A 12,712-nucleotide genomic window follows, 5' to 3' on the forward strand; every position below is an offset into this window, starting at 1 on the left:
CCCCCGCCGGGGCTCCGCCCCGGGCCCCGGTCCTCAAACGCCGGACGGGCTGAGTACTGGGCTCCGGCCCGCGAACGCCGGACGGGCTGGATGCTGGCCCCCGGACCACAAGCCCCCCGGCAGGCCGGGTGCTGGGCTCCGGCTTTCCCATGCCGCCGGGCGGGTGGGTGCTGGGCCTCGGCTCTCAAGCGCCGGACGGGCTGGATTGTCGCGGGGCCGTGCGCCGCACGATCAGCCCCGCATGCGCAAGAGCTTGGCAGCCAGTAGGGCCGTGTGGCGGCGCCAGGAGGCCAGGGCTTCCGTGCGTTCCTGGTCGGAACCCGGGGGGCCGGTTTGGGTGAGGATGAGGCGGGCGCCGTGGCCGGTGCCCTGGGACAGCTCCCAGCGGACCTGGCCTGCGGGGTGCCCGGCGCGCTCCCAGTCGTAGGCGAGCGTACGGGGCGCCTCGGCCTCGGTGATCGGGCCCGCCGGGACGCCGTCCGTGCGGAAGCCGAAGGGGACGGGGCCGCCGGCCGTGAGCCCGGCCGCGCCGGTCTGTCCGGCCAGGGCCTGCCAGACCGTCTCGGCGGGGCGGACGAGCTGGCGCTCGAAGCGCAGCCGCCAGCCGCCGTCCTCGGTGGTCTCCACCGCACCCTCGGCCAGGCCGAACGCCTCGACGTAGGACTCGTGCAGCTCGGCCATGTCACCCGGGGTCGCCTTCTCGCCCTCGAGCAGCGCGGTGAGGGCGGTGATGCAGGCGTGCCAGCCGGAGGCGAAGCTCGCGGCGCCGAAGCGGTCGCCGAAGGTGTGGGTGAGGATCAGCAGACAGCCCTCGCCGTCGGGGTGCAGCTCCCAGCGGAGCTGGTCCTCGCCCCAGGTGAAGGCGAAGACGTGGGGCGGGTCCAGTTCGGTGACCACGCCCTCCATGTCGGGGGCTTCGCGGCCGGGGAAGACGAAGCCCATCCGGCCGCCGACCTTGAGGTCCACCCGGACCTCGGAGGGGAACCAGTGGGCGAGCTCGGCCGGGTCGGTCAGGGCCTGCCAGACCTTCTCCGGGGCGTGGGCGATCCGCCGCTCCAGGCGCAGGGCGGAGCGGCCGCCGCCGGTCTGGCTGAGGGTGTCCTTCATGGCGCTTCTCCGTCAGATCCGTCAGGGACGTCGGGCATGGTGTCGAGGTGCCGTTCGAGCGCGTCGAGGCGGTCGGTCCACAGCCGCCGGTACGGGGCGAGCCAGGCGTCGATCTCGGCCAGCGGTTCGGGGCACAGCTCGTACCACCGCCGCTGGGCGTCCCGGCGCACCCGCACCAACCCGGCCTCGCGCAGCACCCGCAGGTGCTTGGAGGTGCCGGGCTGGGTCAGCCCGAGCCGGTCGGTCAGCTCGCCGACCAGGCGGGGGCGCTCCAGGAGGAGGTCCAGGATCTGCCGTCTGCTCGGCTCCGCGAGCACGTCGAACGGTATGGGCATGAGCCTGAATATAGCTCGTGGGGTATATAGCCGCAATGGAATACACGGCTCAGATCTCCTCCGTCGCCGTGCTGCGCCGGTTCCACGCCCGCGGCGCCCGCCATCCGTACCGCATCGCCAGCAGCCGGACGGTGAACGCCACCACGGCCGCGAGCGCGCTGGTGGCCCCGGACAGCGCGTCGAAGTGGAGGAGCAGCGCCGCTATGGACGCGCCCACGATGGCGGGGACGGCGTACAGGTCCCGGTCCCAGCGCAGCAGCGAGGGCACCTCATGGGCGAGGACGTCGCGCAGCACACCGCCGCCGACCGCGGTCGCCATGCCGAGGGTGACGGAGGAGGTGAGGCCGAGTCCGTGCTGATACGCCTTCACGGTGCCCTCGACGCAGAACAGCCCGAGCCCCGCCGCGTCGAAGACGCCCACCGCCGCCGTGATCCGCTCGACCTGCGGATGCAGGAAGAAGACGAGCACGGTGGCGACGAGCGGGGTGAAGAAGTAGGAGAGGTCGACGAACGCGGCGGGCGGCACCGCACCGATCACCAGGTCCCGGAACACCCCGCCGCCCAGCGCGGTGGCCTCGGCGAGCACCGCCATGCCGAAGACATCGAAGTTCTTGCGCACCGCGAGCAGCGCGCCCGAGATCGCGAAGACGAAGATCCCGACGACCTCGAACGCGTGCTGGACGGACGGGGTGACCAGTTCGATGAGCACCCGACATTGTTAAACGACGGGGCCGCCGCGCCCGCCCCGTCTCAGCTCTCGGTCTTCTTCGTCGCGCTCCGCACCGGTCCGGCGACCTGACCGGGTGCGTGGCCCGGGGCGTTCTCCGGGTGGTGGCAGGCCACCTGGTGGCCGGTGGCGAGGGCCACCAACGGCGGTTCCTCCCGCTTGCACACCTCGGTCGCCTTCCAGCACCGGGTGTGGAAGCGGCAGCCGGACGGCGGCGAGATCGGCGAGGGCACATCGCCCTTGAGCAGGATCCGCTCGCGCCGGGCGCGCCGCCGGGGGTCCGGCACCGGTACCGCGGAGAGCAGCGCCGTGGTGTACGGGTGCATGGGGGTCTCGTACAGGGCCCGGCGGTCGGCCAGCTCGACGATCTTCCCGAGGTACATCACCGCGATCCGGTCCGAGACGTGCCGGATGACGGACAGGTCATGGGCGATGATCACGTACGTCAGCCCCAGCTCGTCCTGGAGGTCGTCCAGCAGGTTGACCACCTGGGCCTGGATGGAGACGTCCAGCGCGGAGACCGGCTCGTCGGCCACGACCAGCTTGGGCTTGAGGGCGAGCGCCCGGGCGATGCCGATGCGCTGCCGCTGGCCGCCGGAGAACTCGTGCGGATAGCGGTTGTAGTGCTCGGGGTTGAGGCCGACCAGCGCCAGCAGCCGCTGCACCTCCGCCTTGATGCCGCCCTCCGGCGTGACGCCCTGGAGCCGGAAGGGGGCGCCGACGATGGCGCCGACCGTATGCCGGGGGTTCAGCGAGGAGTACGGATCCTGGAAGATCATCTGGACGTCGCGGCGCATCGGGCGCATCGCGGCGGTGCCCAGGTGCGTGATGTCCTTGCCCTCGAACTCGATCTTCCCGGAGGTGGGTTCGAGCAGCCGGGTGATCAGCCGTCCCATGGTGGACTTGCCGCAGCCCGACTCGCCGACCACGCCCAGGGTCTCCCCCGGGCGCACGTCGAAGTCGAGGCCGTCGACCGCCTGCACCGCGCCGGTCTGCCGCTGCAACAGCCCCTTCTTGATGGGGAAGTGCTTGACCAGGCCGGACACCGTGAGCAGGGGCTCGGGCGTGGTGGTCGCCTGCTCCGGGACCGTCATCTTCGGATCCTTCGTGTCCTTCGTGGCCTGAGGGCCCTTGGATTCCGTCACAGCTTCGGCGCAATCTCTTCGGTCCAGATCCGCGTACGGTCCTCCTGCGCCATATGACAGGCGGAGAAGTGCCCGGCCGCGCCCGGAACTACGCGCAGCTCCGGCCGCTCGGTGCGGGTGATGCCGCCCTCGGGGACGTCGGCGTACGGGCAGCGCGGGTGGAAGGCGCAGCCGGACGGCACGTTGATCAGGCTGGGCGGGGAGCCCTTGACCGGGATCAGCCGGTCGGTCTGGTCGCGGTCGATGCGGGGCATCGAACCGAGCAGCCCCCAGGTGTACGGGTGCTGGGGCTCGTAGAACACCTTCTCGGCGGGTCCGCGCTCGACGCACCGGCCCGCGTACATCACCAGCAGGTCGTCCGCGAGTTCGGCGACCACGCCGAGGTCGTGGGTGATGACGATGACCGCCGAGCCGAACTCCTTCTGGAGGTCCCGGATGAGGTCGAGGATCTGCGCCTGCACGGTGACGTCGAGGGCGGTGGTCGGCTCGTCGGCGATCAGCAGCTCGGGGTTGTTGACCAGCGACATCGCGATCATCGCGCGCTGGCGCATACCGCCGGAGAACTCGTGGGGATAGCTGTCCACCCGCTTGTCCGGCTGCGGGATGCCCACCCGGTCGAGCATCTCGACCGCCCGCTTGCGGGCGACGTCCTTGGCGACCTCGTGGTGGACCTGGTACGCCTCGGTGATCTGGCGGCCGATCGTGTAGTACGGATGCAGCGCCGACAGCGGGTCCTGGAAGATCATCGACATCTCGCGGCCGCGCAGCTTGCGCACCTCGTCGGGGTCGGCGCCCAGCAGCTCCTGCCCGTTCAGCCAGATCTCCCCGGAGATCCTGGCCTTGCGGCGGCCGTACTGCCCGGCGGTGTGCAGCCCCATGATGCCGAGCGAGGTGACGGACTTGCCGGAGCCGGACTCGCCGACGATGCCGAGGGTCTTGCCCTTCTCCAGCCGGAAGCTGAGCCCGTCCACGGACTTCACCAGGCCGTCGTCGGTCGGGAAGTGGACCCGCAGGTCGCGCACTTCGAGGAAGGCCGTCGGGGCGGGCGAACCGGCCGCGGCCACCTCCCCCACGGCGGCGGTGGCGGGCTTGTCGATGTCGGTCATCCGAGCCTCACTCGTGGGTCGATGACGGCGTACAGAAGGTCCACGACGAGGTTGGCGACCACGATGCACAACGCGGCGATCAGGGTGACGCCCAGGATGAGTGGCAGGTCCTTGTCGCTGATCGCGTTCACCGCGAGCCGTCCGAGGCCGGGCAGGTTGTACGTGCTCTCGGTGAGCACCGCGCCGCCGAGCAGGGCGCCCAGGTCCAGGCCGAGCAGGGTGAGGATGGGGGTCCAGGTGGAGCGCATCGCGTGCCGCCCGATGACCGTCCGCTCCCGCAGCCCCTTGGCGCGGGCGGTGCGGATGTAGTCCTCGCCCATGATCTCCAGCATGGTGGCGCGGGTGAGCCGGGCGTACATGGCGGCGTAGAGGAAGGCGAGCGTGATCCACGGCAGGATCAGGCTCTCGAACCACTTGGCGGGGTCGTCGCCGAGCCCCTTGTAGTCCACGTCGACCCACTTCAGCTGGTAACTGAAGATCGCCAGCGAGAGCAGACCGGTGAAGTAGATCGGCAGCGAGACACCGGCGAGCGCGGCGGTCATCGCCGAGCGGTCCCACAGGGTGCCCCGGCGCAGCGCGGAGACGACACCGGTGGCGATGCCGCCGACCAGCCACAGCACACACGCACCCGCGGCGAGCGAGAGGGTGACCGGCATGGCGTCCGTCAGCTGCGGCCACACCGCCTGTTCGGTACGGAAGGAGTAGCCGAAGCAGGGCTGGGGGCAGTGGGTGACGTCGGAGCCGTTGGCGTAGTCGCGGCCGACGAACAGCCCCTCGACGAAGTGCCAGAACTGCACCAGGAGCGGATCGCTGAGCCCCAGCTTCGTCCTGATGCCCTCGATGGCCGCCGGGTCGGCCTGTTTGCCGACGAAGAGCAGCGCGGGGTCGGAACCGGCCCACTTCGGGATCACGAAGAAGATGGCGAAGGTCGTCAGGGTGACGACCAGCAGCATCATGACGACGGCGAACAAGCGCCGGATGACGTAAGCAAGCACTGTGCGCGGCCCGGTGGTGGTGCCGGAACCCCGGGGTGCGGGGTTCCGGCACCACCACGCGTGGCCATCACCTGCCCTTCGGGCCTATCGGATGAAGCGACGGTGGGGGTGGGGTGGCCGACGGCCGACCGTCACTTGACCCCGAGGGACACGTAGTCGTACCGGCCGTTGTAGGCCGAGGACGAGTAGGCGTTGGTCAGCCGGGAGCTGCGCCAGGTGATGTTCTTCTCGTAGAGGAACGGCATGGCCACGGCCAGGTCGGCGACCTTGTGGTTCATGTCCGCGTAGATCTGGCCGGCCTTGGCCGGGTCGGTCTCCTTGAGCGCGTTGTCGAAGTCCTTGTTGATCGCGCTGTCGTTGGTCTCGGAGACGTTGTAGTTACCGGTCTGCTGGATGAAGCGGCCGTCGAACAGCGGACGCGAGAAGCCCTGGCCGGTCGGGAAGTCTGGGCCCCAGCCGGTCATGTTGAGGCCGTAGCCGCGCTTGTGCATCACGGACGGGGAGCCGGTGATGCTCGCGGACGAGCCGCCCTCGATCTCGTTGATGTCGAGCTTGATGCCGACCTTGCCCAGCGACTCCTGGAGCGCCTCGGCGGCCGCCGTCTCGTTCGGCTGGTCGTTGCGGGAGACGATCTTGGCGGAGAAGCCGTTCGGCTTGCCGCACTGCTTCAGCTCGGCCTTGGCCTTGGCCTTGGCCGGCTTGCCCTTGCGCTTCATGATGCCGTACGGGTCGTAGTCGTCCGAGCCCTTGACGCTCTTGGGGAGCATGTTGGTGGCGATGTCACCACCGGCCTGCGGGCCGCCGCGGGTGGTCTGGAGCTGGGTGTAGTCGGTCGCGTAGAAGACCGCCTTGCGGCAGTGGATGTTGTCGAACGGCTTCACCTTGGTGGCGAGGTCGACGTACCGGACGAAGTTCGTCTCCATGTTGTCGACGTTGCCCTTGTGCTCCTTGAGCGCGGCGGCGCGGCCGGACTGGCCCATGCCGGTGGCGCTGAGGAAGACGTCGTAGTCGCCCTTGATCAGCAGCTTGTCGATGGCTTCGAGGTTGGAGTTGAAGGTGACCGTGACCTGGTCCGGCAGGGCGGCGCGGATCGGGTCGGTCGACTTCTTCCACTTGTCGTTGCGCACCAGGGCCAGGCTCTTGCCCGGGGTGTACGACGAGACCTTGTACGGGCCGGAGGAGAACGGCCGGTTGGTGTACTGGGCGCCGGTGTCCTTCTCGCGCTTCACCGGGGAGCCGGTCGGCATCGCGAGCATCTGCTCGAAGTCACCGTTGGGCTTGTCGAGACGGAAGGTGATGGTCTTGTCGTCCGGCGTCTCGATCGCCTTCAGCCCGAGCTTGTCCTTGGACTTGTCCTTGTACGGGCCCGGGTACTCGCCCTTGGGGTCGAGGGCCTGGCGCAGATAGTCGGGGCCGCCGGAGATCACGTCCTTGGCCCAGATGCGCTCGATGCCGTACTTGACGTCCTTGGAGGTGATCGGCGAGCCGTCCTCCCAGGCGACCCCGTCGCGCAGGGTGTAGGTGTACGTCTTGCCGCCGTCGCCGACCTTGCCGGTGGAGGTCGCCAGGTCGGGAACCAGCTCGTTGGACGCCTCGCCCGGCTTCGGCGCGAACGTGATGAGTTGACGCGAGTAGAACCGGGCGAAGTCCCATGCGAAGCCGTAGTACTGGCGCTGCGGGTCGAGCGAGTCGAAGTTCTGCTTGTTGATGAACTTCAGGGTGCCGCCCTTCTTGGCGGACTTGTTGGCGACGCCCTTCGCCCCCGCGTTGAATCCGGCACCGGAGGATTTGTCGTCGCTGCCGCCGCCGCACGCCGCGGTGGCCAGCAGGGCGCAGACGACAGCCGTCGCGCCGACGATCCGCCTGCTTCTCGACGAACGTAGGGGTTTCATGGTTCCTGCAACCTCCGGGATAGCGGTACGTGGCATGGCGCGGGGAAAGCTTCGGGGAGCCGCCTGACATCCGCGGCCGGGGCGCCTCATCGGGTGCCCTTGGGATCGAGGGCGTCGCGGACGCCGTCGCCGAACAGGTTGAAGGCCAGCACGGTGATGAAGATCGCCGCACCCGGGATGATCATGAACATGGGATCGTCCTCGTAGGTGTTCACCGCCTTGGAGAGCATCTGCCCCCAGGACGCGGTCGGCGGTTTCACGCCCGCCCCCAGGAAGCTGAGGGCCGCCTCGGTGAGGATGTTGGTGGGGATCATCAGCGTCGCGTAGACGGTGATCGGCGCCACCAGGTTGGGCAGCAGCTCCCGGAAGAGGATGTAGCGGCGGCCGGCGCCGAGGCTGCGCGCGGCCTCCACGTACTCCTTCTCGCGCAGCGACAGCGTCTGGCCGCGCACGATGCGGCCGACGTACGGCCAGCCGAAGAAGCCGATGACCGAGACCAGTACCGCGATGCGCACCCCGCTGCCGGTGAGGCCCAGCAGGTCGTTGGGGAGCACCGAGACCAGGGAGATGATGAACAGCAGCTGCGGGAAGGCCAGCAGCATGTCCATCACCCGGCTGATCACCGAGTCCACCCAGCCACCGAAATATCCGGCGATGATGCCGAAAACAGTGCCGAGGACGACGGCGACCAGCGCCGCGAGGAAGGCCACCAGCAGCGAGATCCGCGCGCCGTAGACGACGCGGCTGAACACGTCGCGGCCGTTGGAGGGCTCGACACCGAAGAGGAAGTCCGAACTGATGCCGCCCAGGCCGCCCTTGGGGGTGCCGAAGAGGGGGTCGATCTCCTCCTGGTGGAACTCGTTGGGCGGGTGGCCCAGCAGGCTCACGATCAGCGGCGCGAAGATCGCCACTAGCACGAGAAAGACCACCACGCCGCCACCCGCAAGCGCCAACTTGTCGCGTTTGAGGCGTCTCCAGGCAATCTGTCGCAGCGATCTTCCCTCGACCGACGCCTTGACCACATTCGCCGCCACATCGGCAGTCGCGACCGGCTCTGCGTCGGTGCTCGTGCCGTGCAATGGTGCCGTCATCGTGGTGGGGACCCCTCTCGACCGGTGGTGACCGGCCCACGACTCGCCGCTGTGGCGGCTTAAGTTCACAAGGTGAGCGAAAGGGGTCGTTTTACGGAACCGCGCCCCTTGGAGCGGGAGTCTTCATCGCGTTTGTGATCACCCGCCAGTACCCACGGGCAATGGATGCCTAACCGTGATGTGCAGTAAGCGGTTCCGGTATACGGACAGTTGTGACCCGTGAACGCATCAGTAACAAACGCCCCACCGCGGAAAGTTCGCGGTGGGGCGTTTTGAAGTCGGCTCAGTACGCGTGCCGGGGCGGCGGATAGCCGTACCCGTACGACGGGGGCGGCGGCGCGGGCGCGGCGTTGTAGGCGTCGCGGTCGAAGAACGGCCGGGCGTGGGCCCGCATCCACATCGCCACCGGGTCGTGCTCGTCCGACAGCTCGACCGTGGAGACCGGCAGCCCCTCCGGCACCACGCCGACGGACTGCTGCATCATCAGCCGCACCGACTCCACGGCCTGCTGGCCGTTGTCGTACAGATCGAGCCCGATGGCCAGATACGGGGCGCCCAGCGCGGGCTGCACCCAGGCCCGGCGCAGTGAGCGCACCGCGACGGTGCGATGCGCGTTCTGCCCCAACAGGGCGTAGAACTGCGGGATTTCGATGACCGGATCGGTCACCCGCAGCGGACCGGCGGGCAGCCGGTCCAGCCCGCCCGCGATCCGCCGCAGGTCGAGCCAGGGGATGCCGACGCCGCCGCCGGGAGCGTGCGGGTTGAGCCACAGGCCGTAGTGGTCGCGGTAGAGGGAGTCGGCGATCCGGCGCGCGTCCACCACCTCATGCGCACGGTTCCAGCCACTGGCGGCGAGTTCCTGAGCGGAGGTCACACACGGTGCGTAACCGTGGCCGTCCATGTCCATGTTGCCGTACTGGGCGTCGGGATCGCCGGGCGCGCCGTGCCACAGCAGCATCCAGACCTGACCCTCGGAGAGGGCGCGCAGCAGCGCCTCGTAGGCGTCGTACCGGCCGGGAGCGACCTGCTCCAGCATCCGCTCGACCTGCCCGGCAGCCGCCCCCCAATCCGCGCCCGCGCTCACCTGGGTCCGCCCCTCTCTCGGCCTTGCCCGCACTCACCGGGACGCGCGCCGCCCCGCCTGGTCATCCAACCAGCTTACGGGCCCCCGTGGCCGTCCCCGGAGTGCGTCACAGGTCACGGTCGTAGAACGGCCGTACGCGCTCCAGCATCCAGGTGGCCACGGGATCACCCTGCGCGACGTCCAGCGCGACGAGCTGAACGGTCCACGGCACCGGCACCGCGCCCAGCGCCCGGCCGAGCGCCTCCACCGCGAGGGCCTGCCCCTCGGGGCCCGGCGCGTCCAGCTGGACACCGACGAAGAGCGCAGGCTGATCGCCCTCGACGCTGGCCAGGGCGCGCCGCGCGGTGCGTACCCCGGGCTCCCTCGCGAACTCGATCCCGGCGGCGGCCAGGAAGTCGACCGGCTCCTCCTGCCAGTCGGGCTCGAACAGCCGCACCCGGCCCCCGCGCGCGGGGCCGTCCAGCGCGCTGCGCCCGGCCTTGCACAGTTCCTCGACCGCGGACGGCGGCAGCGGGACGCCGACCGGCCCGTCCGGGTTCACCACGATGCCGAGCTGCGGCGGCAGCCCGCGGGCGAACTCGACGGCCGGGGCGACCGTGAACGACATGTGGGCGCCGACGATCTGGAGGAACTGCTGCTCGGAGCTGAAGACCGGCACGAACGCCTGGCCCTCGAGCTCCACCGTGGGCAGGTCGAGGCTGCGGCTGTCGGGGCCGCCGCCGTTCGGCAGCGGGATCCAGACATGGCTGCGGGCGAGCGTCTCGACGATCCGCGCTCCGGCACCCGCGACCCCGATCGAGGCGGCGAGCACCTCTTCCAGCTCATTGCCGGGAAACGCGGGATAAGCGCCGTCGGGAAATCCTCCGTGAGCGGGGGTTATGCCCTGGTGCTCCGGGATACTCATCTTCGTCCAACCGCCATCTCGTCCGACCTGCACCAGCACCCTAACGGCTGCGCGGCGAAAGGCCATGGGCCGCCCGGGCATCTCCACAGCACTTCCTCACGCCGCGGGTACGCCGCGGGCACGCCGGGGGCACATCGGGAGCGCGCGGGGGTGGCACCGAGGGCGCGCCACCGAAAGGTGCCGTTACGTTCGGTCACCTTTCGGTGGCTCGTTTCCTACTGGTGCCCGACTCGCATGTCACTCGAAGGAGATGCCCCGCAACCGGCTCGCGGTTGCCCGGTCCAGCAGAACGGCGGAGGCGCAGCCTTCGGGCGGCAGCCCGCCCTCCACCCGCGTCACCAGCCGGCCCATCGCCCGCCGGTGCCGCCCGAAGGCGAAGCCGGAGACCCCCCGGCCGCGGGCGGCCTGGCCCTCCAGGGCGACCGCGGGGTCCACGTCCAGCAGCACCAGATGCAGCCCGCGGCCGGTGCGCCGGGCGTCCCGGGCCAGCCAGCGGCGCACCCAGGGCTGCGAGCCGCAGTCATGGACGACGACGCTGGCGCCCGAGCGGACCGCCCGGTGCAGCCCCACGTAGTGGGCGCAGCGGACGAGCGGCCGGTAGACGGCGTACGGCAGCCAGCGGGGCATGCGTCTTTCCCAGGTCTCCCGGGTGTTCTGCGAGTCCACCCGCACCACGGGCCTGCCGCCCGGGTCGCACCCGGGGACGACCCGGCTGATCAGGGTCGACTTGCCGCTGCCGGGCAGCCCCGAGGCGATGATCAGGTCACGCGCCGGATAGCGCAGCTCCGCCCCCACCCCGCCGCGCAGATCGTGGACGGCCGCGTGGCGATCCGGTCTGACCGTGCCGCCCGACGCCGTCCACTCCTGCGGCGTCCGCTCCTGCCGCGCGGGCAGGGGTCCTCGGGTTGTCGCGTATGTTCCCTGCCCGTGCACCGTGATCGTCCTCCAAGGTCGGTCAAGCGGCTCCGTACCCCGAGAGTGTCAAGAAAAGGTAATGGCCATCAAGGAGGCCCCGGCGCGACCCCGCTCACAGAGTGGGGGTTCCCTTCCGGAGCGGACGTGCGATGATGTCCGCGCCAACCGCATACGCCAACTGCATACCGGCCGCTTGAATCCGCGCGGGAGAGTCCTCGGTCACCGGCTCCGCCGAATCTTCCGAGGCGCCGAAGGAGCAAGCCCTCCCTTGAATCTCTCAGGCCCCGATACCGCACGGATGAGGCAGATCTGAAAAGCGGGCCACGCTGTCTGTGGCCCCACCCAAGGTGCAAGCCCGGCCAGTCCCGCCGCGCGGGAATGGTCACGGCGAACCTCTCAGGTTCCGATGACAGATGGGGAGGACGCTGTGCCGTCCTTGTCGTCCCATCCGCCCCACCGCACGTCATCGCCGTGACCATGACCCTGGGAGCCGCACCATGACCGACGCCCCGCCCACGCCCCGCCGCACCGCGCTGGACGCGGTCCACCGGGCGCTCGGCGCCACCATGACCGACTTCGCGGGCTGGGACATGCCGCTGCGGTACGGGAGCGAGCGCGACGAGCACACCGCGGTGCGCACCCGCGCCGGGCTCTTCGACCTCTCCCACATGGGTGAGATCGCTCTCACCGGGCCGCAGGCCGCCGGCGCCCTCGATCACGCCCTGGTCGGCCATCTCTCGGCGCTCGCCGTGGGCCGCGCCCGCTACACCATGATCTGCGACAGCGAGGGCGGCATCCTCGACGACCTGATCGTCTACCGGCTCGCCGAGCAGGAGTTCCTGGTCGTGGCCAACGCCTCGAACGCCCAGGTGGTGCTGGACGCGCTGACCGAGCGCGCCACCGGCTTCGACGCCGCCGTACGGGACGACCGCGACGCGTACGCGCTGCTCGCCGTCCAGGGGCCGCAGTCCCCCGGGATCCTGAAGGGCCTGACGGACGCCGACCTGGACGGGCTGAAGTACTACGCGGGGCTGCCGGGCACCGTCGCGGGCGTGCCCGCCCTGATCGCCCGCACCGGCTACACCGGCGAGGACGGCTTCGAGCTGTTCGTCGCGCCGGACGACGCCGAGCGGGTGTGGCAGGCGCTGACCGAGGCGGGCGCCCCGGTGGGCCTGGTGCCGTGCGGGCTGTCCTGCCGGGACACGCTGCGGCTGGAGGCGGGGATGCCGCTGTACGGGCACGAGCTGAGCACCGACACGACCCCCTTCGACGCGGGGCTCGGCCGGGTGGTGAAGTTCGCCAAGCCCGGCGACTTCGTCGGCCGCGGTGCGCTGGAGGCCGCGGCGCGCGAGGCCGAGGCCCGGCCGCCGCGCACGCTGACCGGCCTGGTCGCCGAGGGCCGCCGGGTGCC

Annotated in this window: 12 protein-coding genes and 1 riboswitch; of the genes, 1 reads left to right on the plus strand and 11 read right to left on the minus strand. The window is 70.4% G+C overall.

Annotated elements, in window-relative coordinates:
* Window positions 1-231 precede the first annotated feature (231 nt).
* The 11 genes from EEJ42_RS40415 to EEJ42_RS40465 all read right to left on the minus strand — a co-directional run bounded on the left by EEJ42_RS40415 (window position 232) and on the right by EEJ42_RS40465 (window position 11,319).
* Window positions 232-1,107 carry an SRPBCC family protein gene (locus EEJ42_RS40415; protein WP_123107130.1) on the minus strand — a complete coding sequence of 292 codons (876 nt, stop codon included), beginning with the start codon at window positions 1,105-1,107 and terminating at the stop codon, window positions 232-234.
* Entirely contained in the window at window positions 1,104-1,442 is a 339-nt protein-coding gene (locus tag EEJ42_RS40420) for an ArsR/SmtB family transcription factor (protein WP_123107131.1), read from the minus strand. Before EEJ42_RS40420 ends, EEJ42_RS40415 begins: the two co-directional genes overlap by 4 nt.
* A gap of 49 nt (window positions 1,443-1,491) precedes the next feature.
* Entirely contained in the window at window positions 1,492-2,151 is a 660-nt protein-coding gene (locus EEJ42_RS40425; RefSeq protein WP_123107132.1) for a trimeric intracellular cation channel family protein, read from the minus strand.
* 41 nt (window positions 2,152-2,192) lie between these two features.
* Window positions 2,193-3,263 carry an ABC transporter ATP-binding protein gene (locus EEJ42_RS40430; protein WP_123107141.1) on the minus strand — a complete coding sequence of 357 codons (1,071 nt, stop codon included), beginning with the start codon at window positions 3,261-3,263 and terminating at the stop codon, window positions 2,193-2,195.
* Between the two features lie 47 nt (window positions 3,264-3,310).
* The gene (locus EEJ42_RS40435; protein WP_123107133.1) at window positions 3,311-4,420 is read right to left on the minus strand and encodes an ABC transporter ATP-binding protein; all 1,110 of its coding nucleotides are present in this window, start codon (window positions 4,418-4,420) and stop codon (window positions 3,311-3,313) included.
* Entirely contained in the window at window positions 4,417-5,415 is a 999-nt protein-coding gene (locus tag EEJ42_RS40440; RefSeq protein ID WP_184503500.1) for an ABC transporter permease, read from the minus strand. The genes EEJ42_RS40435 and EEJ42_RS40440 overlap by 4 nt, the downstream gene beginning before the upstream one ends.
* A 131-nt stretch (window positions 5,416-5,546) precedes the next feature.
* Window positions 5,547-7,307, minus strand: a complete 1,761-nt coding sequence (locus EEJ42_RS40445; protein WP_123107135.1) for an ABC transporter substrate-binding protein — start codon at window positions 7,305-7,307, stop codon at window positions 5,547-5,549.
* Between the two features lie 86 nt (window positions 7,308-7,393).
* Window positions 7,394-8,398: an ABC transporter permease gene (locus tag EEJ42_RS40450; RefSeq protein WP_123107136.1), complete on the minus strand. Its 1,005-nt coding sequence runs from the start codon at window positions 8,396-8,398 to the stop codon at window positions 7,394-7,396.
* A 283-nt stretch (window positions 8,399-8,681) separates the two neighbouring features.
* Entirely contained in the window at window positions 8,682-9,482 is an 801-nt protein-coding gene (locus tag EEJ42_RS40455) for an enhanced serine sensitivity protein SseB C-terminal domain-containing protein (protein ID WP_184503501.1), read from the minus strand.
* Window positions 9,483-9,588: 106 nt separating this feature from the next.
* The gene (locus EEJ42_RS40460) at window positions 9,589-10,386 is read right to left on the minus strand and encodes an enhanced serine sensitivity protein SseB (protein ID WP_123107138.1); all 798 of its coding nucleotides are present in this window, start codon (window positions 10,384-10,386) and stop codon (window positions 9,589-9,591) included.
* A 237-nt stretch (window positions 10,387-10,623) separates the two neighbouring features.
* Window positions 10,624-11,319: an AAA family ATPase gene (locus EEJ42_RS40465; protein ID WP_123107139.1), complete on the minus strand. Its 696-nt coding sequence runs from the start codon at window positions 11,317-11,319 to the stop codon at window positions 10,624-10,626.
* Window positions 11,320-11,495: 176 nt separating this feature from the next.
* A riboswitch (glycine riboswitch) is annotated at window positions 11,496-11,604 on the plus strand.
* A gap of 194 nt (window positions 11,605-11,798) precedes the next feature.
* Here EEJ42_RS40465 and gcvT point away from each other — a divergent pair.
* The coding region (gene gcvT, locus EEJ42_RS40470) for a glycine cleavage system aminomethyltransferase GcvT (RefSeq protein WP_123107140.1) at window positions 11,799-12,712 on the plus strand (914 nt) is incomplete at its 3' end.

Origin of the sequence: Streptomyces botrytidirepellens (assembly GCF_003721215.1) — a bacterium.
GTDB classification, from domain to species: Bacteria; Actinomycetota; Actinomycetes; order Streptomycetales; family Streptomycetaceae; genus Streptomyces; species Streptomyces himastatinicus.